Genomic DNA, 21,016 nt, shown 5'->3' with positions numbered 1-21,016 from the left:
GCATATGACCGCCTGGGCCCAATCGCTGATCCGCATCTCCAACTACGAGGTCGAGACGCTGCAGAAGCGTCTGGCCGAGACCACGGCCCGCCGCGCCTCCGCCGAAATGCGGATCGCCGTGCTCGAGGCCGAGGCCGAGATCGAGCAGGACCGCGCCCGCGACGACGCCGACGCCGCCATGATGCTGCAGGCCTATCTGAGCGGCTGGAAGCTGCGCAAGGGCGCGGCCGAGGCCGACGTCGTGGTCATCGACGCCGAGGAAGAAGGGGCCCGCGACGCCCTGACCGGCGCCTTCGAGGAACTGAAGAAGTTCGAGCACGTCGCCGAAATGACCCGCCTCAACGCCATGATCGCCGCCGGCAAGCGCGAGACCGCCGCCTTCGACGAACTGGGCCTGAGGCGCCGTGCGGGCTAGGAACCGATGACCGAGCGCTCTCGCCTCTTCCGGCGGGCAGCGTGGGGTCTGAAATTCCCGCTCGTCGTGACGGCCTTCCTCGCCGTCGCAGCCTGCCTGATGACGATCGCAGCGGCCATGACCGGCGAGCCGGTCGCTGTGGTCCTGACGGTCCTCGCAGTGTCCTTGGGCTCGGCCGTCGCGGCGTTCGTGCTGGCCCTGCTCAGATCGCATCTCAAGGGACCCGGCCGGAAATGACCCATCCAAGCCGCCGCCTGCTCCTCGCCGCACCCCTCGCCCTGGCCGCCTGCGACCGCTTCGCCTCGGCCCGGACGCCCGAAGCGCCCCTCGCCCCGCCGCTCAAATCCCTCGCCGACTTCCCCGTCGGCGCCACCGGCATGACCGGCCAGCTCGATGACCCGGTCTGGGTCGCGGCCATGCGCCGGCACGTCGACCAGATCACCCCCGAATGGGAGCTCAAGCCCGAGCGCATCCTGCGGCCCGGCTTCGCCTATGACTTCTCCGCCTCGGACCGGATGGTCGACTGGGGCCGTGAACAGGGCCTGCGCGTCTTCGGCCACACCCTCGTCTGGTACTCCCAGGGGCTGGACGTCTTCACCGACGCCCTGCCCGCCGCCCGCTTCGCCGCCGAGTTCGACCGCTATGTCTCGACCGTCGCCGCGCGCTACCGCGGCCGCATGGTCGGTTGGGACGTGGTCAATGAAGCCGTGGCCGAGGACGGCGACGGCCTGCGCGACTGCGTCTATGCGCGAAAGCTGGGGTCCGAGGCCTATATCGTCCGCGCCTTCGAACAGGCCCGCGCCGCCGACCCGGAGGCCGTGCTGTTCCTCAACGACTACAATCTCGAGAACAATCCGCGGAAGGGCGCGACCTTCCTCAAGCTGGTCGAACGCCTGCTCAAGCTCGGCGCCCCCATCGGCGGCATCGGGACCCAGTCGCACCTCGACATCGAGATCCCCGCCGGCCAGATCCGCGACTTCTTCCGCGACGCCGGTTCGCTCGGCCTGCCGATCCACGTCTCGGAACTCGACTTCCCCATGCAGCGCGACGGCGGCCGGATGCCCGACCTGCGCTCGACGATCGAAAGGCGCGCCCAGCAGGTCGCCCGCGTCGGCGAACTGGCCGAGGCCTTCATGGCCCTGCCTGCGCGCCAGCGTTTCGCCTTCACCACCTGGGGCCTGCGCGATCCCGACAGCTGGCTGGTCCGCGCCGAAGGCAAGAACCGCCCCGACGAAAGCGCCCTGCTGCTCGACGCCCAGGGCCGCGCCAATCCGGCGTTCCAGGCGGTAGCGGAAGCGTTCAGAGGCTGACCCTCTCCCAACGGGGGAAGGATCAGATCAGAGCCGCCTCGATCCCCGCCGCCGCCAGGTCCACCAGCAGTCCCTCGACCGCCGCCTCCACCTTCGCCGCATCCCGTCCCCGCACCACCAGATGGGTCCCCATCTCCCCGAGCGACCCATGGCCGAACGGATAGCTGCCGAAGCTGATCTCCCGCTCCGCCCGCGCCGCGGCGGTCAGAATATCGGCGACATCCCCCTCGCCCACACCGGTGACCCGGACCGTCCGCGCATGCACCACCGCCCCGGTGCGCAGCCGCGGGGCCACATCCTCCAGCATGGCCGTCATGATCTTCGGCACCCCCGCCATGACGAAGACATTGCCGATCTGGAAGCCCGGCGCGTCGGTCACCGGATTGGCGATCAGCGTCCCGCCCTGCGGGATGCGCGCCATCCGCCGCCGCGCCGTATTGAAGTCGTCGCCATAGCGCCGCGCCAGAATGGCCATCGCCTCGGGATGCTCCGGCAGGTCCACGCCGAAGGCCGTCGCCACAGCGTCGGCGGTGATGTCGTCATGCGTCGGCCCGATGCCCCCGGTGGTGAAGACATAGTCATGGCCGGCGCGCAGGGCGTTCAGGCTGTCGACGATCTGCGCCTTGCGGTCCCCGATCGTGCGGGCTTCCAGCAAGTCGATGCCCAGCGCCGCGAGGAACCTCGCGATGGTGTTCAGATTGGTGTCCTGGGTGCGTCCGGACAGCACCTCGTCGCCGATGATGAGGACGGCGGCGGTGGGGGAGGATTCGGTCATGCCTGTACGCTAGACTGTCTCTCCCGCCCGGTCATCGCATGGGCTTGAGCATCTGTGCTATGATCGCCATCTGAACCGCAGCCTGCGCCTCCCCGCGCGAAAGCCGAGCCTGATGTACGAGACCCCCGAACTGGACAGCGACGCCTTCGTCCGCACCCACGAGATCCGCGTCTACGAAGGCGACGAGGCCTGGGAGGGCATGCGCGCGGCCGGGCGTCTGGTCGCCGAGGCGCTCGACATGATCACGCCGTATGCGGTCCCGGGCGTCACCACCGGCGAGATCGACGACCGTATCCGCGAGTTCACCCTCGACCACGGCGCCCTGCCCGCCTGCCTCGGCTACAAGGGCTATGAGAAGACCGTCTGCACCTCGATCAACCACGTCGTCTGCCACGGCATTCCGGGCGACAAGGTCCTCAAGGACGGCGACATCGTCAACATCGACCACACCGTCATCGTCGACGGCTGGCACGGCGACTCCAGCCGCATGTATGCGGTCGGCGAGGTCAACGCCCGCGCCCGCAAGCTGATCGACGTGACCTATGACTCGCTCGAGGCCGGTCTGGCCATGATCAAGCCGGGCAACACCTTCGGCGACATCGGCTACGCTATCCAGCAGGTCGTCGAGGCCAACCGCATGTCGGTGGTGCGCGACTTCTGCGGCCACGGCATCGGCCGGCTGTTCCACGACAGCCCCAACGTCCTGCACTACGGCCGCCGCGGCGAGGGTGCGACCCTCAAGGAAGGCATGTTCTTCACCGTCGAGCCGATGGTGAACCTGGGCAAGCCGCACGTGAAGGTCCTGTCCGACGGCTGGACCGCCGTGACCCGCGACAAGTCCCTCTCGGCCCAGTGCGAACACACCGTGGGCGTCACCGCCGACGGCGTCGAACTGTTCAGCGCCAGCCCCGCGGGGCTGTTCCGGCCGAAATTCTAGGATAGGTTGCCCTTCCGCACAGGCGGGAGGTGCTGTTGGACCAATTGACAACACACGCCATGTTGGAGCATACTCCAACATGAAGGCGCGGCTGATCCGTGAGGATGAGGTCGTCGTCGGCGAGGATGAGACGGCGTACCTTCGAATATGGGAGGTGCCTGACCCGGTCGTCGGCTCGACCCATTTCTACAAATACAGCCTCGCCTTCGTCTGCGACGAGGTTTGCGTCGTCCGTTTCGACAACGAGCGGGGCAAAGGCGACCATGTCCACATCAATGACGCGGAGGCGCCCTATGAATTTCATGACCTCAACCGACTCGACGACGACTTCTGGCGAACGCTACGAGAGTGGCGAGTTCAGAACGGTCGTGTTCAGCGTGAGGACGATTGACGAGGTTCGCGCCGATTTCCACAGCGCCTTCGAGGGTGTCGAGAAGGGTTACGCCGAGATCAGCTTCATCACTTCCGACCTGCTGTGGCGCATCCTGACCGGCAAACGCTGGGACATACTGACCGCCATGGCCGGAGCCGGCGAGATGAGCATCCGGGAGGTGGCGCGAAAGGTCGATCGCGACGTCAAGGCGGTGCACGGCGATATCACCGGGCTGATCAAGAACGGGATCGTCAGGCGCGGCGACAGCGGCAAGGTCATCTTCCCCTACGACTATTTCGAGCTGAGGGTTTCGAACCGTCGGGCCGCCGCCTGACCATGGACGCCGCCGCCCCGTCGCCCGCGCCGAAGCCCCACCACACGGGCCACCGCGAGCGCCTGCGCGACCGCGCCCGCGGCGCCGGCATCCATCATCTGCCCGACTATGAATTGCTCGAGCTGTTCCTGTTCCGCAGCCAGCCGCAGGGCGACGTCAAGCCGATCGCCAAGGCCCTTCTGGCCCGGTTCGGCTCGCTGGCCGCCGTGCTGGCCGCCCCGGTCGAGGACCTGACCACGGTCAAGGCCGAGGATGCGCGCGGCCGGTCGAAAGGCGTCGGCGTCGAAACCGCCCTCGACCTCGCCGCCCTGCATGAAGTCGCCCGCCGGGTCATCAAGGAGGAGGCCAACCAGCGCACCGTCATCTCCTCCTGGACCGCCCTGGTCGCCTATGTCCGCCTGTCCCTGCAACACGAGGCGCGCGAGCAATTCCGGGTCCTGTATCTCGACAACCGCAACCAGCTGATCCTCGACGAGATCCAGAACCGCGGCACGGTCGACCACGCCCCGGTCTATCCGCGCGAGGTGGTGCGCCGGGCGCTGGAGCTGTCGGCCAAGTCGATGATCATCGTCCACAACCACCCCTCCGGCGACCCGACCCCGTCCCGGCCCGACATCGAGATGACGCGTCAGGTGATCGAGGCCGCCCGCGCCCTCGGCATCAGCGTCCACGACCACTTGATCGTCGGCCGCGACGGCGTGGCCAGTTTCAAGCAACTGGGGCTGATGTGACCCCGTCCCGCGACGTCAGGTCCTGAACCGGTTCTGCAGCGCCAGGCACATCCAGACGAGCGACTCGGGCGCCAGCGAGCAGTCCTGTTCAGTGATCCCCCGGCACAGCCGATAGCGGTTGCCCGCGACCAGGTCGCAGTTCGGCGTGACCAGCGCCAGGCAGAGATTGTAGTTGCCGCCTTCGATCACCCCGCATTGCCGGTCCACGATCCCCTTGCAGAACCAGTATTCCTCGGACACCGAGGTCAGCCCGCAGCTGCCCTCCTCCAGCGCCTTGCACAGCCAGTACTGGCTCTGGTTCGCAAGGCCGCAAGCGGACCCGGCCTGAGCGGGCGCCGGGGCCGCTGCACCGCCGGCGGCCGCCGGTGACGCGGCGATGGCTGGCGCCGTCGCGAGCGCAAGTGCGAAAACGACAGAACGCAATCGACTGGCGGCCATGGCCCATCATCCCCTCGCGCCGCTCGTCCGCGGCGCAGCGCCGACCCTGCACGGGAAAACGCTCGACGCAAATCGGCAATTCCTGACGGCGCCTTCAGCCTCTTTTGAAGGGTCTCACTCGCGGGTAGGCTCGGGCGTCCGAAATTGGCGCACGGTGTCTGCTCCCATGGAATTCCGACCACCCGCGGTCTCCCGCCGGACCCTGCTGGCCGCCGCCCCGGTCGCCGCCCTCGGAGACGCGGCTGCCGCCCGGCCCGCCGCACCCGCCATCATGGTCTCGACGTGGGACTTCGGCGCCGCCGCCAACGCCGCCGGCCTCGCGGCGCGCGCGAACGGCGGCTCGGCGCTGGACATGGTCGAGGCCGGCGGTCGCGTGGCCGAGGCCGACGAGACGAACTCCTCCGTCGGCTACGGCGGCCTGCCGGACCGCGACGGCCGGGTCACCCTGGACGCCTGCATCATGGGCTGGAACGGCGACATCGGCGCCGTCTGCGCCCTGGAGGACGTGGTTCACGCCGTCTCCGTGGCCCGGCGGGTGATGGAGCGCACGCCCCACACCATGCTGGTCGGCGAGGGCGCCCGAAGCTTCGCCGTCGATCAGGGGTTCGAGACTCAAAACCTGCTGACGCCGGCGGCCGAGGCCGCATGGCGTGAATGGCTCAAGACCGCGAACTACGCCCCGCGGCCCAACAGCGAAAACACCGACTGGCGCGCCATGCCCGGCGGCCCGGGAAACCACGACACCATCGGCCTGCTGGCGATCGGCGCGGACCAGCGCATGGCCGGGGCCTGCACCACCTCCGGCATGGCCTTCAAGATGCGCGGCCGGGTCGGCGACAGCCCGCTCATCGGCGCCGGCCTCTATGTCGATGACGCGGTCGGCGGGGCGACGGCCACCGGCGTCGGCGAGGATGTCGTCCGCGTCGCCGGGGCCCATGCGGTGGTCGAGGCCATGCGCCACGGCATGGACCCGACCGCCGCCTGCCGCAGCGTGATCGAGCGGCTGGCCCGGCTGCGCGGCACGAAGGTCGCGGCCTCGCAGGTCGCCCTGCTCGCCCTCGACAAACAGGGGCGCGCCGGCGCCTTTGCGCTCCAGCCCGGCTTCACCTACGCCGTGACCGACACAAGCGGCCAGACCCGCATCGCGCGCGCCGCAGCCCTGTTCGAGACCCCATGACGACCCTGATCACCGAACGCCTGACCCTGACCCCCGTCGCCGTCTCCGACTACGACGACCTGCGCGCCCTGTGGTCCGAACCCCAGTTCATCCAGCACATCTTCCCCGAGCCCCTCAGCGGCGAGGATGTCTGGTTCCGGCTGCTGCGCGACATCGGCCACTGGGAGGCCCTCGGTCACGGCAGCTGGACCGTCCGCCTGAAGGACACCGGCGAGCATGTCGGCGGGGTTGGCGTGCTGGACTTCCGCCGCGTCGTCGAGCCCGCCTTCGACGCCCCCGAACTGGGCTGGGGCGTGCATCCCCGCTTCCAGGGCCAGGGTCTGGCCTTCGAGGCCCTGTCGGCGGCGCTGGCCTGGTGCGACGACACCCTGAACGCGCCGCGCACCGTCTGCATGATCTCGCCGGACAACGCCCCGTCGCTCGCCCTGGCGGCGCGCGCCCGCTACGCGCCCTATGTCGAGACGACCTACAAGGGCGAGGCGGTGACCCTGCTCGAACGGAGCGCCCGCTAGGCCGGAAACGTAGTCAGCCATTAAGGTTTACGCGCCATCATTCGCGGAGCCTCCGGAGACCGCGCCTTCCATGCCCATGCCCGTAGAAACGCTTCGCGGCCATCTGACCGAAGCCTTTCCCGACGCCGAGATCGTCATCGACGATCTGGCCGGCGACGGCGACCATTATCGCGCCCGGATCGTCTCCACGGCCTTCGCCGGTCTGCCCCGCGTGCGCCAGCACCAGCTGGTCTATGCCGCGCTGAAGGGCCAGATGGGCGGCGAACTGCACGCGCTGGCGCTCGAGACATCCGCGCCGCCCCCTTCAAACCCGGCGGGAGACTGAGACCATGCGCTACCGTCCCTTCGGCGTGTCCGGACAGGCCGTCTCGGCCCTGACCCTCAGCCTCGGCGCCCGCGACATCGCCGGCGGCCCCGAGGCCGGCCGCGAACTGATCTATTCGGCGCTGGAAGCCGGCATCAACTCCTACCGCCTCGAGACCGCCGACCCCGTCCTGGCCGAGGTGCTGGGCGAGGCGCTGAAGCACGTCGACCGCAAGCTGGTGCAGGTGTCGCTGACGCTCGGGGCCGGCGACGGGCGGCGCGGCTCGGACCGCGACTTCTCGGCCGAGGGCATCACCTCGGCCATCGACCGGGCGCTGCACGCCTCGGGTCTGGGATATTTCGACCTGGCCATCCTCGACGAGCCCGGCGATCACGAACTGCCGCAATCGACCCTGAATGCGCTCAAGGCCCTGCGCGCCACCGAGCGGGTGCGGCTGCTGGGCATCTCGGGCGACGGCGACGTCATGGACACCTATGTCTCGACCGGCGCCTTCGACGTCCTGGCCACGCCCTTCCACGTCAACGCCAGCTGGCAGGTCCGCTCGCGCCTGCGGGCCGCGCGCGACGCCGACATGGCCATCTTCGTGCATGGCTATTTCCCCGACAGCCTGAACACCGCGAAGAAGGCCGCGACGGTCCATGTCGAGAAGAAGGGGTTCTTCGGCTTCGGCGGCGCCCCCAAGCCCAAGGAGGGCCCGCTGGCCCACGCCGGCACCTTCGCCTTTCTGCACCGCACCAACAACTGGTCGGCCGAGGCCATCTGCCTGGCCTACACCCTGACCGACCCGTCGGTGTCCAGCGTCATGATCGAGGCCAGCGACATCGAGCGGCTCAACACCCTGTCCCAGGTGCCGGACCGCGACATGCCGCCGGGGCTGTCGGCCCAGATCGAGATGGCCCGGGTCGCCGGCGCCAAGGCGGCCTGATCGCCGCGCCGCCCTTGACCCTTCGGTCCGCGGTCCATACCTGACGGCCTTCACTGATAAGGCCAGCATCCCGTGACCGATCAAGTCGTGACCGCCCCCACCGACCCCGTCCACGCCTTCATCGGCGACACGGTGAAGCAGCACGACGTGGTGTTGTTCATGAAAGGCACGCCGGACGCGCCGCGCTGCGGGTTCTCGTCGCTGGCGGTGCAGATCCTCGACCACATCGGCGCGTCATTCATCGGCGTCGATGTTTTGCAGGACGAGGCCCTGCGCGACGGCATCAAGGTATTCAGCGACTGGCCGACCATTCCCCAGCTCTATGTGAAGGGCGAATTCGTCGGCGGCTCCGACATCGTGCGCGAGATGTTCAACGCTGGCGAGCTCCAGGCCCTGATGGCCGACAAGGGCGTGGCCCTCGGCGAGCAAGCCGACGCCTGATGGCGCGCGCGGTCCTCGAACCCCGCCCCGACCGCGAAATCTTCGTCGTCCCGCTCGAGGTCCGCCCCGAGCACATCGACGACAATGGCCACGTCAACAATGTCGTCTATGTCGGCTGGCTTCAGGACGCCGGCACGGCCCACTGGAACGCCCGTTTCGACGAGGCCACCCGCGCCCGCTGGTCCTGGGTCGCGACCCGGCACGAGGTCGACTATTTCCGTCCCCTGCCGCCCGAGGCCCGGGGCGTCGTCGCCCGCACCTGGGTCGGCGACCCGCAGGGCCCGCGCTTCAACCGCTATGTCCGGATCGAGGACGGCGAGGGCCGCGTCTGCGCCCAGGGCGTCTCGGAATGGGTGCTGGTCGACGCGACGACGATGCGGCCGCACCGCATCCCCGCGACTATGCTTGAGGCGTTCGAGCGATAGCCGCGGCTCTCCGGTCCTGAATCTCGGCCCGGGCCGCCAGCCGACGCCATTGCAGCGCCATCGCCGCAAACTCGTCGCGGACGTCCGGCGCAGACGGTTCCGCCGCCCGCTGTTCGAGCTCCGCCGCCTTGGCCAGGCACTGCGCCACCGTAAACATTGCTGCCCGAACCGGGTTGTCGGGGAGTTGGTTCCGCCTCAAGCCACGCACCCGAACGAGCGATTTCATGGAAGCGACGCAACCAATACATGCTAACACCTATTTCATCTGGCGTCCGGTCAGGAATCCGGACTGCCTTTGTTTGCTTACAATCTGAGACGGGTAAGGCTTTCGCTCCGCGAGCCTCCGGTAACTATTTGGAGGGACAGCCTTGGCTGCCCCCACGCTGCTACATCCCGACAGTTCTCTAAGCCTGGCCATGGCCGTGGTCGGATCATCGACAGCGCCGCTTGTTCTGTTGGATGGCGACCTGAACGTCATCGCCGCCAGCGCCTCCTTCTTCACCGCCTTCGGGATCGATCCCAAGGGGGCCGCGGGCGAACCCTTCCTCGCCCTGGGCGACGGCGAGTGGAACCTGCCCCGGCTCCGGTCCCTGCTGACCGCCACCCTGTCCGGCGGGGCTGCTGTCGACGCCTATGAGCTTGAGTTGAAGAGCCAGCGTCTGGGCGCACGTAACCTGTTGTTGAACGCCCATCTGCTCGCCTACGGCGACGACGCCGATGTCCGCCTGTTGTTGGGTCTGTCGGACGTCACCGAGATCCGGGCCAACGAAAAGCTCAAGGACGATCTCCTGCGCGAAAAGGCCATCCTGCTGCAGGAGGTCCAGCACCGCGTCGCCAACAGCCTTCAGATCATCGCCAGCGTCATCCTGCAGAGCGCGCGCAAGTCCCAGTCCGAAGAGACCCGCACCCATCTGACCGACGCCCACAGCCGCGTCATGTCGGTCGCCGCCCTGCAGCAGCAGCTGGCCGTCTCCCGGCTCGGCGAGGTGGCCCTGAGGCCCTATTTCGACCAGCTGTGCGTCAGCGTCGGCGCCTCGATGATCCGCGATCACGATCAGCTGTCGCTCCATGTCGACTGCGACGACAGCGCCGTGAACGCTGACATCTCGGTCAGCCTGGGCCTGATCGTGACCGAACTGGTGATCAATTCCTTGAAACACGCCTTCCCCGGCGGCCGTCGCGGCCGGATCACCGTCAGCTATCAGGCGCACGGTCCCAACTGGACCCTGGCGGTCGCCGACGACGGCGTCGGCATGCCCCGGGACCGCGAGAGCCAGACGCCCGGCCTGGGCACCAGCATCGTCGAGGCCCTGGCCAACCAGCTGAATGCCCGCGTCCAGGTGGTCGCAAGCCATCCCGGCACCACCGTGTCGGTCGTCCACAGCCAGATCAGCGCCGTCGACGCGGACGCCATGGCCGGCCGGGCCGTCTGATTTTCGGCGACCCTCAGGCCGGCGGCAACTGGTAGGGATTCTCGACCGACAGACGCGATCCGGGCGCCAGTCCCAGCTCCTCGAACGACCAGCGCAGTTCCGTCCCGTCGGGCCGGGTCTCGAGGCAGCGGTCTTCCTTGATGCGGCGCAGGGTGATGATCGGGCCGTCGTTCGAGGACCGCACCACCGGGGTGATGTCCTCCTTGGCCGTGCAGCCGTTCGAGGTGACCCAGAACACCGCCTGATCCCGCGCGATGACCGCGGCATGGACGGGTTCGACCTGTCCGGGCAGGTCGGCCTCCGGCGTCCCCTGCCCGCCCGCGAACCGCTGCAGGGCGGCGCAGCCGGGCAGGACGGCGGTCAGGGCCATGGCGGCGGCCAGCGTAGCGATCCGTTTCATCTCCGGCCTCCCGCGCCGAACCCTGATCCATGGAAAATGCGCCTGTTCGCCCGCCAAGGGAAGGCCGCATCCGGAATACGAAGAGGCCCCGGATCGCTCCGGGGCCTCTCTGAAGTTCTGCATCGCGCGCTCAAGCCGTGAGCCGCCGCGCGGCGAACGATAGCGCCCTTACGAGGAGTAGTATTCCACGACCAGGTTCGGCTCCATCTTCACCGGGAACGGCACGTCAGCCAGTTCCGGCACGCGGACGAAGCGGACCGAGAAGCCGCGGTCGCCGATTTCGATGTAGTCCGGGATGTCGCGTTCCGACGACTGCTGGGCTTCGAGCACCAGCGCCATGTTGCGGGACTTTTCCTTGACCTCGACGACGTCGCCGACCTTCAGACGGTACGACGCGATGTCGACCTTCTTGCCGTTCACAGTCACGTGGCCGTGGCTGACGAACTGACGGGCGGACCAGACGGTCGGGGTGAATTTGGCGCGATAGACCAGGGCGTCGAGACGCGACTCCAGCAGGCCGATCAGGTTCTCCGAGCTGTTGCCCTTGCGACGCGAGGCTTCCTCGTAGGTCGCGGCGAACTGCTTCTCGGTGATGTTGCCGTAGTAGCCCTTCAGCTTCTGCTTGGCCTTCAGCTGCAGGCCGAAGTCAGAGACCTTCTGCTTGCGACGCTGGCCGTGCTGGCCGGGGCCATACGAGCGTTTGTTGACGGGGGACTTGGCGCGACCCCACAGGTTTTCACCCATGACCCGGTCGAGTTTGTACTTGGCGCTATGGCGCTTGGACATGTGTCACTCTTCTTCGTGATGCGGCCCGGTCCCTCCCCAACTGGAGAGACGATCTCAACGGCGGTCCACGCATCGTCCGTAGTGGTTCGCGCGCCCGGCGGGCCGGATGCGTGAAGGGCGGGCTTATGAAGGCCCGCCCCCCTTTCGTCAAGTCCGGCCTTACGGCTGGGCCGCGGGTTCCGGCGCCCAGACGAAGCCGTCGTCCCGGCGCTGGATCCGGCCAAGCCCCGGGAAGGGGAAGTGGACGGCGTAGATCCGCAGGTTCCCGGCGGCGGCCCGCTCCAGCAGGGCTTCGCGGCTCGCGGTGGCCGTCGGCGCGTCGGTGTCAAAGGCGATCTGCCATTCCGGGCGCTGAACCGAGACCACCGAATGGTGCATGGCGTCGCCGATGTAGAGCAGGCTGTCGGTTCCCGACTTGATCTCATAACCCATGTGACCGGGCGTATGGCCGTTGATGGCCACCGAAGAGATCGACGGCGTCAGTGCGGCGGCGCCGGGCTGGAAGGTCTGGACCTTGGGCGTGATCGCGGCGACGAGCGCAGCCATTTCGGTATTGGCCTGAAGGAAGGCCCACTCGGCCGCCGCCATCCGGATGGTCGCGTTCGGGAAGGTCAGACCTCCGGTGGCGTTGACCAGGCCGACCACGTGGTCGCCGTGGCTGTGCGAGATCAGGATGTCGGTGACCTGATCCGGCTGCACGCCAGCCGCGGCCAGCGAGGCCGGCAGCTTGCCCGCACCGGGCCCGAAGCTGTTGCCCGCGCCCGCGTCCAGCAGTACGACCCGCGCGCCGTCGCGGACCAGCAGGGGCTGGACGCTCAGACTGAAGCTGTCGCCCGGCAGGCCGTTGGCGGTCAGCACGGCCGCCACTTCGGCCGGCGTGCGACCCACGCCCAGCACCTTGTTGTCGTTGGGAACGCCGCTCATGCCGCCGTCGCGCAGCGCGACGACGTCGAGTTCGCCCACCTTGAACGGATAGACGTCGGCGCTCGCGGCCGGAACCGCTGCAGCCGACGCCGGCTCCTTGGTGTCCGCGCCCGGAGAGCAGGCGGCGGCGCCCAGCAAGGTGGCGAGCACCAGGCTCGCAGCGGCGAGGGTCGTATGCGCCTTCATGATGTCAGCCTCCCAACGATCGGGACCAGTCCCTGATACGGTTACGCTGCACATAGGATCACCGACGACGCCCGCCAGACCGCTGCCTGATTTTTCGGCACGGTCCGGCTGGCGTCAGCGACTTCAGGCCGTCGCCGCGGCGAACAGTGCGTTGGCCTTGTTCCAGTTCACCACCGTCCAGAAGGCCTTCAGATAGTCGGGCCGGCGGTTCTGGTATTTCAGATAATAGGCGTGCTCCCAGACGTCGGCGGCCAGCACCACGGCGCCCTTCTCATCGGCCACGTCCATCAGCGGATTGTCCTGGTTCGGCGTCGAGGTGACCTTCAGCTTGCCGTCCTGCACGATCAGCCAGGCCCAGCCCGAGCCGAACTGCCCGGCCCCGGCGGCGTTGAAGGCCTCCTTGAACGTGTCCATCCCGCCTAGGTCGCGGTCGATGGCGGCGGCCAGTTCAGCCGAGGGTTCGCCGGTCTCGCCGACGGGGGCCAGCAGCTCCCAGAACAGGCTGTGGTTCCAGTGCCCGCCGCCGTTGTTGCGCACCGCCTTGGGCGCCTTTGAAATATGGGCGAACAACTCTTCCAGCGACTTGCCCTGCAGGGCGCTGTCGGCGTCCACGGCCTTGTTCAGATTGTCGACATAGGCCTGATGATGCTTGTCGTGGTGGAAGGTCATCGTCTCCTTGTCGATGGCCGGCTCCAGGGCGTCATAGGCATAGGGGAGGGGCGGAAGCGTAAAGGCCATGGGGAGGCTCCTTCGACGGGTTTCGGGGAGCCCTCATCTAGGCGCCCGTTCACCGAACCCAAGGCGAGGCAGGCGGATTCGTTCCGGTCAGGCCTGCGGCAGATGGGCCTTCAGGCAGTCACGCACGGCCCGGCGCAGGTCGCCCGTGGCCGAGGCGAAATCCACGCCCTCGGCGTCGAACACCGCCCGGGTCGCCGCATCCAGCCCGTTCGGCAGCGCCTCCAGCACCCGTTTCTCGCCCTTGGGGTGCAGGCAGAAGCCGACCTCCTTGCACAGGGCGGCGAACATATCGGCGTGGGCGGCGGAAGCGTCGGTCATGGCTCAGCCCTTAAGCCTTTCCGCATGGAACGCCACATGGTCGGCGATGAAACTGGCCATGAAGAAATAGGAGTGGTCATAGCCGGGCTGCATCCGCAGGCTGATCGTCTGCCCCGCCGCCTCGCCCGCCGCGACCAGCAACTCCGGCTTCAGCTGCTCCACCAGGAAGGGATCGGCGTCGCCCTGGTCGATCAGGATGTCGTCGTAACAGCCGGCCCCGACCCCGTCCTCGATCAGCCGCGCCGCATCGTGCGCCGCCCACGTCTCCCGGTCGTCGCCCAGATAGGCGGTGAACGCCTTCTCCCCCCACGCACACCGCGTCGGCGAGGTGATCGGCGCGAAGGCCGACACCGACCGGAACAGATGCGGATGCCGCAGCGCCAGCGTCAGCGCCCCGTGCCCGCCCATCGAATGCCCGCTGATCGACCGCGCCTTGGTCGTCGGGAATTCCGCGTCGATCAGCCCGATCAACTCCTCGACGAAATAGGTCTCCATGCGGAAATGCTTCGCCCACGGCGCCTCGGTGGCGTCGACATAGAAGCCCGCCCCCTGCCCCAGATCATAAGCCGGATCGTCCGCCACCCCCTCGCCGCGCGGCGAGGTGTCGGGCGCGACGATGATCACCCCATGCGCCGCCGCCGCCGCATAGGCCCCGGCCTTGGTGGTGAAATTGTCCTCGGTGCAGGTCAGGCCCGACAGCCAGATCAGCACCGGAAACGGTCCCTCGCCCGCCGGCACGAAGACCGACAGGGTCATGGGCGTGCCGGTCGTGGCGCTGTCGTGCTTCAGATAGCGCAGCGTGCCGCCGTGCACCTGGTGCTGTTTGGTGACCTGCATCTCAACTCCGCCTGTGCCCGCTGGGGCGGGAATCCGTTTCCAGAGCGCTATACACCCTGTCGCCTGCTCTTGGACGACATGCCGCACCGAGGACCGGCTCAGGGGACTCTATGGTCGTCCTCGCGGACAGGGAGGGATCGCATGAACTCCGGATTTCTGATCGGCGCTTCGGTCGCGATGATCGCTACGGCGCTGACCCATTCAATCGTGGGTGAAAGACGGCTGATCATCCCGCTTCTGGCGCGCAGCGACGGCGTGACGGCCTCCGATCTGGCGCGACAGGTCATTCGCGGCGCATGGCATCTTACATCCGTCCTCATGGTGGTGACGGCCGCCATGCTGTGGCTCGGACCGACGCGAGCCCAGATCCTCGTCATCGGCCTGGCCTATCTGGCGACCGCAATCCTGGACGTGATCCTGACGCGCGGCCGCCACATCGGATGGCCTTTGCTGGCGCTGGCGGGCGGACTGGCCCTCGCCAGCCTGGCTTGAGCAAGGAAGCCGCCGCCCGCGGGCGAACCGGCCTATCCCACCCTGTGCAGCGCGCAGACCTTGTTACCCGAGGGGTCGCGCAGATAGGCCAGGTTCAGCGTGCCGAACGGACCGTTGCGCTCGCCGGGCGGATCCTCGATCGCCGTGCCGCCCGCCGCCACGCCCGCGTCATGGAAGGCCTGGACCATCTCGGCCGACTTGGCCGCGAAGCCGATGGTGCCGCCGTTGGCGTGGCAGGCCGGCTCGCCGTCGATCGGCGCCCCGACCGCGAAGGCGCCCATCCGCGTCCGCCACCAGTACCGCCCCTTCGGGTCCGGCCCCTGCCCCGGCTCGTGGCCCAGCGCGCCGAGCGCCGCATCATAGAATTTCCGCGACGCCTCGACGTCGTTCGCGCCGACGGTGATGTGAGTGAACATGGTGGCCTCCCTGCCTCTGCTACTGAGATAGTTTCTTTAAAGGACTGACGGGCTGACGCAATGCGGCTTATGGCGTTTCCGCGCTCCACTTCCCCGCAGTCCCCTCCCGGAAGAACCGGGACCCTACAGGCGCGTCGATCAGGTGCAGCCAGCTGTCGTCCACATTGAGCACCTTCCCCAGAGCCACGTATTCCACGCCCAGTTCTTCAATCTCTTTGGCGGTAACGCCTTCCTGGCTCGCCCGAATTCGCCAACCACTGTCAGGGTCGCGGTCCGCCTCGCGACCTTCGGGCTCCTCGCGATAGATGTAGTCGACCTTTTGTCTGCGCCGCAGCACGATCGCGTCGACGAAACAGCGATCCCAATATTGCCGCCCCCCGGGCGGAAGAGGTCGCCCGTCCTTGAAGATCACGTCAATCACGGCCGCCCTGGGAACCGCAATGACGCTCCCCTTCGGCAAGGCTCCAATGTCGCGGGGCTCAGACTCGAGGCGGGCCTTGATGGCTTCGTCCGAGGTTGACGTCACGGCAAACCAAAGGCGCTCGGCCTCCCATTTGGCGCTTGGCGGTACGGCCGCGATGATGACCTGAATCCAGTCGTCAAGGCCAATGGACCCGACTTCCGCCTCGGAAGGCATGAAGAAGGTATAGGGAGCCGACGCAGCGATCGGGCGGGGGTCTCTGATTTCGTACCCCGGCCCGGTCCACATCAGAACACCACCACGCTGCGGATGCTCTCCCCCGCATGCATCAGGTCGAACGCCTCGTTGATCCGCTCCAGCGGCAGCGTATGCGTGATCATCGGATCGATCTCGATCTTGCCGTCCATGTACCAGTCGACAATCCGCGGCGTGTCCGTACGACCCCGCGCGCCGCCGAAGGCCGAGCCGCGCCAGACCCGGCCGGTGACCAGCTGGAACGGCCGCGTCGCGATCTCCTTGCCCGCCTCGGCCACGCCGATGACGATGCTCTCGCCCCAGCCGCGATGGCAGGCCTCCAGCGCCTGACGCATCACCGTGGTGTTGCCGGTGCAGTCAAAGGTGTAGTCCGCCCCGCCGCCGGTCATCTCGACCAGATGCGCCACCACGTCCGACACATTCTTCGGATTGACGAAATGCGTCATCCCGAACCGCCGGCCCCACTCTTCCTTGGTGTCGTTGATGTCCACGCCGACGATCATGTCGGCCCCGACCATCTTCAGCCCCTGGATGACGTTCAGCCCGATGCCGCCGAGGCCGAAGACGACGCAGTTGGCCCCCGGCTCCACCTTCGCCGTATTGACCACCGCGCCCACCCCCGTGGTCACGCCGCAGCCGACGTAGCAGGCGCTCGCGAACGGCGCGTCCTTGCGGATCTTCGCCAGGGCGATCTCGGGCAGGACGGTGAAGTTCGAGAAGGTCGAACAGCCCATATAGTGGGCGATGGCCTGCCCCTTGTAGCTGAAGCGCGAGGTCCCGTCGGGCATCACCCCCTTGCCCTGCGTCCCCCGGATCGCCGTGCACAGATTGGTCTTGCGGCTCAGGCAGCTTTTACATTGCCGGCACTCGGGCGTGTACAGCGGGATCACGTGGTCCCCCACGGCCACCGAGGTCACCCCCGGCCCCACCTCGACCACCACCCCCGCGCCCTCATGGCCGAGGATCGACGGGAAGATGCCCTCGCTGTCCAGTCCGTCCAGCGTATAGGCGTCGGTGTGGCAGATGCCCGTCGCCTTGATCTCGACCAGCACCTCCCCGGCCCGCGGCCCCTCCAGATCGACCTCGACGATCTCGAGCGGACGTTTGGCCTCGAAGGCGACGGCGGCGCGGGTTTTCATGGGCGGGGCTCCTGTGCGTTGCCGCTCTTCTAGGACAGACCGCCGATGCTATGGAACCGCATGGCGCACCAAAACCTCGTCATTCTCACCGGCTCCGGCATCTCCGCCGAGTCCGGCGTCCCCACCTTCCGCGCCGCCGACGGCCTGTGGATGGGCCATCGCATCGAGGACGTCGCCACCCCCGAGGCCTTCGCCCGCGACCCGGCCCTGGTCCAGGACTTCTACAACCGCCGCCGCCGCCAGCTGGCGACCGTCCACCCCAACGCCGCCCACCGCGCCCTCGCCGAGCTCGCCGCCCGTTGGCACGGCGAGCTCCTGCTGGTCACCCAGAACGTCGACGACCTGCACGACCGCGCCCACGCCGAAACCCCGCCCGCCCCCGGCTTTCAGCTGATCCACATGCACGGCGAACTGCTCAAGGCCCACTGCACCCGCACCGGCCGCGTCTGCGACTGGCCCGGCGACCTCGCCCCCGACGAGCCCTCGCCGCACCATCCGCAAGGCCGGTTGCGCCCGCACATCGTCTGGTTCGGCGAGATGCCCCTGCACATGGACCGGATCGAGGCGGCGCTGACGCGGTGCGACCTGTTCGTCTCGATCGGCACCTCCGGCGCTGTCTGGCCCGCCGCCGGGTTCGTACAACTGGCCCGACGCGCGGGCGCCCGCACGGTCGAGCTGAACCTCGAGCCCTCGCAGATCAGCGACCGGTTCGACGAGGTCCGCCACGGCCCGGCCACCGAGGTCGTGCCGGCGTTCGTGGAGACCCTGCTGGCCCGATAACCCCCCAGTTCCGCTCATCCCGGCGAAAGCCGGGACCCAGTTCTGTCCAGCTTGGCGCGGGTGCTCCGGGATTGGCGGCTGTCCATTTTCGGACGAACCGCTCGCCCAAAGCACTGGGTCCCGGCTTTCGCCGGGATGAGCGGATCAGAAAGCTAGCCCTCGCTGGCCGCCTTCTTCGCCAGCCGCGCCAGCACCCGTCCCCGCCCCTTGGACAAGGCCGTGATCACCCCGCGGAAGGTGGCGACCTCCTGGGCCGTGAACGCCGCCCGGCCCAGCATCACCCGCAGGTTCTGGCTCATCGAGCGGAATTTCTCGGGCGGATGGAAGAAGCCGGCGGCGTCCAGCTCCGTCTCCAGATGCTCGTACATACCGAGCATCAGCGCCCCCGACGCCGGCGGCTCGCCCTCGCGGAAATTCGGCGGCGGGGCGTCCAGGACCAGCGTCCGCCACTCATAGGCGTTGATCGCCACGGCCTGGGCCAGGTTCAGGCTCTGGTGGCGCGGATCGATCGGGATGGTGACGATGCCCTGGCACAGGGCGATGTCCGAGGTCTCCAACCCCGCCCGCTCGCCCCCGAATAACAGGCCGACGCCCAGACCCGAGGCCCGGTCGTCATACAGCGCCCGCGCCGCCTCGCGCGGCGTGCGCACCGGCTGGCGCGTCTCCCGCGGCCGGGCGGTGGTGGCGAACACCGTGTTCAGGTCGGCGACGGCCTCGGCCACGCTGTCGAACACCCGGATCCCGTCCAGCACCCAGTCGGCGCCCGAGGCCGTGGCCCAGGCCCGCTCCTGCGGCCAGCCGTCGCGCGGGCTGACCAGCCTCAGCTCGGACAAGCCGAAATTGGCCATCACCCGCGCCACCGCGCCGATGTTCTCGGCCATCTGCGACTTGTCGAGGATGATGACGGGGGGTGTGGGCGCGCTCAAGGAGATCAATCGTCCCCGTACATCGCCAGCCACGGATCGGCGGTTCCGGCCTCGACCTCGGCCACCTTCACCTTGGGCCAGCCGATCTCGTCATCGGCCGAGTCCCGCCAGGCCAGCACGAACAGATCGCGCAGCTCCGACGCCCCCGCCGCCAGCCGCGCCGTCACAAAGGCCCCGCCGCGCGCGTCGCTCTCGGCGAAACCGCCGGCCTTCTCCAGCACATAGAAGGGCGTCACCTGCGTGAGCGTCGCCCGGAGGTAAGCCGGCACGCGCGCCCGCAGGTCGAACCCGTCCAGCGCCGGGGCGGCCATCGCCGCCTCGACCGTATCCAGCCGCGCCACGCGCGACGTGAACGCCCCCTCGAACGCGCCGTGCGTCTGGCGCGACGTCGTGAAGCCCTCGGGGTTCGGCGTGTCGCGGTTCCAGCCGTTGTAGTGGATCGTCGTGTGGTGCGGCTGGGCGCCGTCGCCGACGTAGTGGCCCAGATAGCCCATGTCGCGCAGGATCAGGGCCTCGCGGCGGATGCGGTCCTCGCGGTACCAGGCCCGCTTGCCCGGGTCGCGCTCGCGCCCCTCGGCGGCGTACAGCACGCGCCAGGTGGCGAGGTCGCGGACCAGCTGCTGATAGCCGTCCATGATGGCGTAGGGCAGATAGCCGGCGTCATCGACATCACTGCCCGCCGCGATCAGGGCCGCGTCATATTCCGACTTCAGCCGCGGCAGGGCGTCGATCGACGGTCCCTCGGCGACCATGATCCGGCCATCGTCCAGCATGTCGACGAAATGGGCCGTGTCGCGCTCGCGGTCGTGCGGCTGGCCGCCGCCCTTGGTGCGGTCCGGCTCGCGGGCCAGCTCGCCCACCTCGGCCGCCGCGCCCGGCGTCCGCAGGAAGGCGGGCAGGTCGTCGGGCAGGCCGCGCACGGCCGCCATGCCGATCAGCCGGTGCCCGGTATTGCCCCAGGCGGAGACGGTTGCCGGAATGACGGCAAGCGTCAGGACGGCCGCGGCGATGAGGATGCGTTTCATGGGGAGCGTCGTAGCGCATTCCCACGCGCGTCGGGAGGGGGCTTTGGCGGGGCGCCTGGCAAAGGCTTGATGCCCGCCCGAAAGCGGACGTTCCGAAGGTCCGCTATGGGGGGATAGCGGACGCTCGCCCCTCAGGTTCTTACAGCCGCAATCGTCCGTATCCGTTCGCGGACTGCCCGGGTGCTGAACATGGCTCTGCGCGCGCCGGTTGGCTTACCTCGGACAATGGCGACCGTGGCTCCCCGTTCTGAGAGGAAACGTCGAAGCCGCTTTCCATTCCTTCGCCCCCAAACCCCAACGTAGCGGATGAAAAGCCCACGCCGGTAAACCACCTGCCCGCTGAAAGCTGCGGCCACTTCCTCCGGAGACATGAACGCTTTCAAGGCTTCACGCTCAACGATGCAAACGTAAGTATCGCCGCTGGGGCTGAACGCCGTATCCCGGAAAGAATATGTGGTCAGGCTTGCCATACCAGCAGCTTGGCTCAGGGTGGGCAATGTCCGCAATGGGTGGAGGGCGGACTCTGCCGCGATCAAGTCCCCAGATATCGACCTTGCATCGCTCCGGCGATAAATGCCCAAGCTGTCAAACCTGCAAAAACGCCAAACATCACGAACCCAACAGACTGCCACACCTTGGCTCTCCCCCACGCACGCCGGGCTTCACAAAAACCCACAAAGCTGGCGTAAGCGGCAACAGCCGCACTTAGGGCTGATGCGATCCACACTATCGCTGCGCCCATGGGGCTCTCCTAAGGTCGTGTCGGTCCACTTATCGTGTCGCTTCCGAGCGTCCGCAATGGGTCGGGAGCGGACAGCGGGG

The 21,016-nt window shown here is 68.2% G+C and carries 29 protein-coding genes; 16 read left to right on the top strand and 13 right to left on the bottom strand.

Going from position 1 to position 21,016, the window contains the following annotated elements:
- The first annotated feature begins 4 nt into the window (after positions 1–4).
- The 3 genes from B2742_RS08740 to B2742_RS08730 are packed head-to-tail and all read left to right on the top strand — an operon-like array spanning position 5 to position 1,725.
- Positions 5–415: a flagellar export protein FliJ gene (locus B2742_RS08740; RefSeq protein ID WP_292065184.1), complete on the top strand. Its 411-nt coding sequence runs from the start codon at positions 5–7 to the stop codon at positions 413–415.
- Between the two features lie 6 nt (positions 416–421).
- Positions 422–652: a hypothetical protein gene (locus B2742_RS08735; protein WP_292065182.1), complete on the top strand. Its 231-nt coding sequence runs from the start codon at positions 422–424 to the stop codon at positions 650–652.
- Positions 649–1,725 carry an endo-1,4-beta-xylanase gene (locus B2742_RS08730; RefSeq protein ID WP_292065181.1) on the top strand — a complete coding sequence of 359 codons (1,077 nt, stop codon included), beginning with the start codon at positions 649–651 and terminating at the stop codon, positions 1,723–1,725. The genes B2742_RS08735 and B2742_RS08730 overlap by 4 nt, the downstream gene beginning before the upstream one ends.
- Before the next feature lie 22 nt (positions 1,726–1,747).
- On the opposite strand, the gene B2742_RS08725 is transcribed toward B2742_RS08730, so the two are convergent.
- Positions 1,748–2,500 (bottom strand): competence/damage-inducible protein A, encoded by a 753-nt coding sequence (locus B2742_RS08725; RefSeq protein WP_292065179.1) that lies wholly within the window; start codon positions 2,498–2,500, stop codon positions 1,748–1,750.
- Positions 2,501–2,612: 112 nt separating this feature from the next.
- Here B2742_RS08725 and map point away from each other — a divergent pair, with 112 nt between their 5' ends.
- The 4 genes from map to radC all read left to right on the top strand — a co-directional run bounded on the left by map (position 2,613) and on the right by radC (position 4,875).
- Positions 2,613–3,437 (top strand): type I methionyl aminopeptidase, encoded by an 825-nt coding sequence (map, locus tag B2742_RS08720; RefSeq protein ID WP_292065175.1) that lies wholly within the window; start codon positions 2,613–2,615, stop codon positions 3,435–3,437.
- A 79-nt stretch (positions 3,438–3,516) separates the two neighbouring features.
- Positions 3,517–3,828: a toxin-antitoxin system TumE family protein gene (locus tag B2742_RS08715; protein WP_292065174.1), complete on the top strand. Its 312-nt coding sequence runs from the start codon at positions 3,517–3,519 to the stop codon at positions 3,826–3,828.
- On the top strand, positions 3,815–4,144 hold the full coding sequence (locus tag B2742_RS08710; RefSeq protein ID WP_292065171.1) for a transcriptional regulator: 330 nt from the start codon (positions 3,815–3,817) through the stop codon (positions 4,142–4,144). Before B2742_RS08715 ends, B2742_RS08710 begins: the two co-directional genes overlap by 14 nt.
- Positions 4,145–4,146: 2 nt before the next feature.
- Positions 4,147–4,875, top strand: a complete 729-nt coding sequence (gene radC / locus B2742_RS08705; RefSeq protein WP_292065169.1) for a RadC family protein — start codon at positions 4,147–4,149, stop codon at positions 4,873–4,875.
- A gap of 15 nt (positions 4,876–4,890) precedes the next feature.
- Here radC and B2742_RS08700 read toward each other — a convergent pair whose 3' ends face one another.
- Positions 4,891–5,313, bottom strand: coding sequence for a hypothetical protein (locus B2742_RS08700; RefSeq protein ID WP_292065167.1), 423 nt, complete (start codon positions 5,311–5,313; stop codon positions 4,891–4,893).
- A gap of 166 nt (positions 5,314–5,479) precedes the next feature.
- On the opposite strand from B2742_RS08700, the gene B2742_RS08695 reads away from it, so the two are divergent.
- From B2742_RS08695 to B2742_RS08665, 7 genes are all read left to right on the top strand, one after another.
- Complete coding sequence (locus B2742_RS08695; protein WP_292065166.1) at positions 5,480–6,490, top strand: N(4)-(beta-N-acetylglucosaminyl)-L-asparaginase; 1,011 nt, start codon at positions 5,480–5,482, stop codon at positions 6,488–6,490.
- Complete coding sequence (locus B2742_RS08690; RefSeq protein ID WP_292065164.1) at positions 6,487–7,002, top strand: GNAT family N-acetyltransferase; 516 nt, start codon at positions 6,487–6,489, stop codon at positions 7,000–7,002. The genes B2742_RS08695 and B2742_RS08690 overlap by 4 nt, the downstream gene beginning before the upstream one ends.
- Positions 7,003–7,072: 70 nt before the next feature.
- Complete coding sequence (locus B2742_RS08685; protein WP_292065162.1) at positions 7,073–7,327, top strand: BolA family transcriptional regulator; 255 nt, start codon at positions 7,073–7,075, stop codon at positions 7,325–7,327.
- Positions 7,328–7,331: 4 nt separating this feature from the next.
- Positions 7,332–8,252 (top strand): aldo/keto reductase, encoded by a 921-nt coding sequence (locus tag B2742_RS08680; RefSeq protein ID WP_292065161.1) that lies wholly within the window; start codon positions 7,332–7,334, stop codon positions 8,250–8,252.
- Positions 8,253–8,324: 72 nt separating this feature from the next.
- Positions 8,325–8,693 carry a Grx4 family monothiol glutaredoxin gene (gene grxD, locus B2742_RS08675; protein WP_292065159.1) on the top strand — a complete coding sequence of 123 codons (369 nt, stop codon included), beginning with the start codon at positions 8,325–8,327 and terminating at the stop codon, positions 8,691–8,693.
- Positions 8,693–9,118, top strand: a complete 426-nt coding sequence (locus tag B2742_RS08670) for an acyl-CoA thioesterase (protein WP_292065157.1) — start codon at positions 8,693–8,695, stop codon at positions 9,116–9,118. The genes grxD and B2742_RS08670 overlap by 1 nt, the downstream gene beginning before the upstream one ends.
- Positions 9,119–9,486: 368 nt before the next feature.
- Positions 9,487–10,551, top strand: a complete 1,065-nt coding sequence (locus B2742_RS08665; RefSeq protein ID WP_292065154.1) for a sensor histidine kinase — start codon at positions 9,487–9,489, stop codon at positions 10,549–10,551.
- Between the two features lie 13 nt (positions 10,552–10,564).
- Here the strand turns inward: B2742_RS08665 and B2742_RS08660 are convergent, their stop codons facing one another.
- The 6 genes from B2742_RS08660 to fghA all read right to left on the bottom strand — a co-directional run bounded on the left by B2742_RS08660 (position 10,565) and on the right by fghA (position 14,740).
- A complete protein-coding gene (locus B2742_RS08660) occupies positions 10,565–10,951 on the bottom strand; it encodes a hypothetical protein (protein WP_292065152.1) in 387 nt (128 codons plus the stop codon).
- 168 nt (positions 10,952–11,119) lie between these two features.
- Entirely contained in the window at positions 11,120–11,737 is a 618-nt protein-coding gene (gene rpsD / locus B2742_RS08655) for a 30S ribosomal protein S4 (protein ID WP_284222255.1), read from the bottom strand.
- A 159-nt stretch (positions 11,738–11,896) separates the two neighbouring features.
- Positions 11,897–12,847: an MBL fold metallo-hydrolase gene (locus B2742_RS08650; RefSeq protein ID WP_292065150.1), complete on the bottom strand. Its 951-nt coding sequence runs from the start codon at positions 12,845–12,847 to the stop codon at positions 11,897–11,899.
- Positions 12,848–12,970: 123 nt separating this feature from the next.
- Positions 12,971–13,585: a superoxide dismutase gene (locus B2742_RS08645; protein ID WP_292065147.1), complete on the bottom strand. Its 615-nt coding sequence runs from the start codon at positions 13,583–13,585 to the stop codon at positions 12,971–12,973.
- A gap of 87 nt (positions 13,586–13,672) precedes the next feature.
- Complete coding sequence (locus B2742_RS08640) at positions 13,673–13,903, bottom strand: hypothetical protein (protein WP_292065144.1); 231 nt, start codon at positions 13,901–13,903, stop codon at positions 13,673–13,675.
- A gap of 3 nt (positions 13,904–13,906) precedes the next feature.
- A complete protein-coding gene (fghA, locus tag B2742_RS08635) occupies positions 13,907–14,740 on the bottom strand; it encodes an S-formylglutathione hydrolase (RefSeq protein WP_292065142.1) in 834 nt (277 codons plus the stop codon).
- A gap of 141 nt (positions 14,741–14,881) precedes the next feature.
- Between fghA and B2742_RS08630 the strand changes: the two genes are divergently transcribed.
- Entirely contained in the window at positions 14,882–15,232 is a 351-nt protein-coding gene (locus tag B2742_RS08630; RefSeq protein ID WP_292065140.1) for a hypothetical protein, read from the top strand.
- A 32-nt stretch (positions 15,233–15,264) separates the two neighbouring features.
- Here B2742_RS08630 and B2742_RS08625 read toward each other — a convergent pair whose 3' ends face one another.
- The 3 genes from B2742_RS08625 to B2742_RS08615 all read right to left on the bottom strand — a co-directional run bounded on the left by B2742_RS08625 (position 15,265) and on the right by B2742_RS08615 (position 17,463).
- On the bottom strand, positions 15,265–15,648 hold the full coding sequence (locus B2742_RS08625; RefSeq protein ID WP_292065138.1) for a VOC family protein: 384 nt from the start codon (positions 15,646–15,648) through the stop codon (positions 15,265–15,267).
- A gap of 67 nt (positions 15,649–15,715) precedes the next feature.
- Positions 15,716–16,357, bottom strand: coding sequence for an immunity protein Imm33 domain-containing protein (locus B2742_RS08620; protein ID WP_292065137.1), 642 nt, complete (start codon positions 16,355–16,357; stop codon positions 15,716–15,718).
- A complete protein-coding gene (locus B2742_RS08615; RefSeq protein ID WP_292065135.1) occupies positions 16,357–17,463 on the bottom strand; it encodes an S-(hydroxymethyl)glutathione dehydrogenase/class III alcohol dehydrogenase in 1,107 nt (368 codons plus the stop codon). Before B2742_RS08615 ends, B2742_RS08620 begins: the two co-directional genes overlap by 1 nt.
- 60 nt (positions 17,464–17,523) lie before the next feature.
- Between B2742_RS08615 and cobB the strand changes: the two genes are divergently transcribed.
- Positions 17,524–18,243, top strand: a complete 720-nt coding sequence (cobB, locus tag B2742_RS08610) for a Sir2 family NAD+-dependent deacetylase (RefSeq protein WP_292065133.1) — start codon at positions 17,524–17,526, stop codon at positions 18,241–18,243.
- Positions 18,244–18,395: 152 nt separating this feature from the next.
- Here cobB and B2742_RS08605 read toward each other — a convergent pair whose 3' ends face one another.
- The gene (locus B2742_RS08605; protein WP_292065131.1) at positions 18,396–19,169 is read right to left on the bottom strand and encodes an RNA methyltransferase; all 774 of its coding nucleotides are present in this window, start codon (positions 19,167–19,169) and stop codon (positions 18,396–18,398) included.
- A 5-nt stretch (positions 19,170–19,174) separates the two neighbouring features.
- Complete coding sequence (locus tag B2742_RS08600) at positions 19,175–20,194, bottom strand: S1/P1 Nuclease (protein WP_292065128.1); 1,020 nt, start codon at positions 20,192–20,194, stop codon at positions 19,175–19,177.
- Positions 20,195–21,016 lie beyond the last annotated feature (822 nt).

Origin of the sequence: Brevundimonas sp. UBA7664, assembly GCF_002483305.1 — a bacterium.
GTDB lineage: Bacteria > Pseudomonadota > Alphaproteobacteria > Caulobacterales > Caulobacteraceae > Brevundimonas.
Note: the sequence above shows the minus strand (reverse complement) of the source record. Positions and strands in the feature narration are given on the sequence as shown.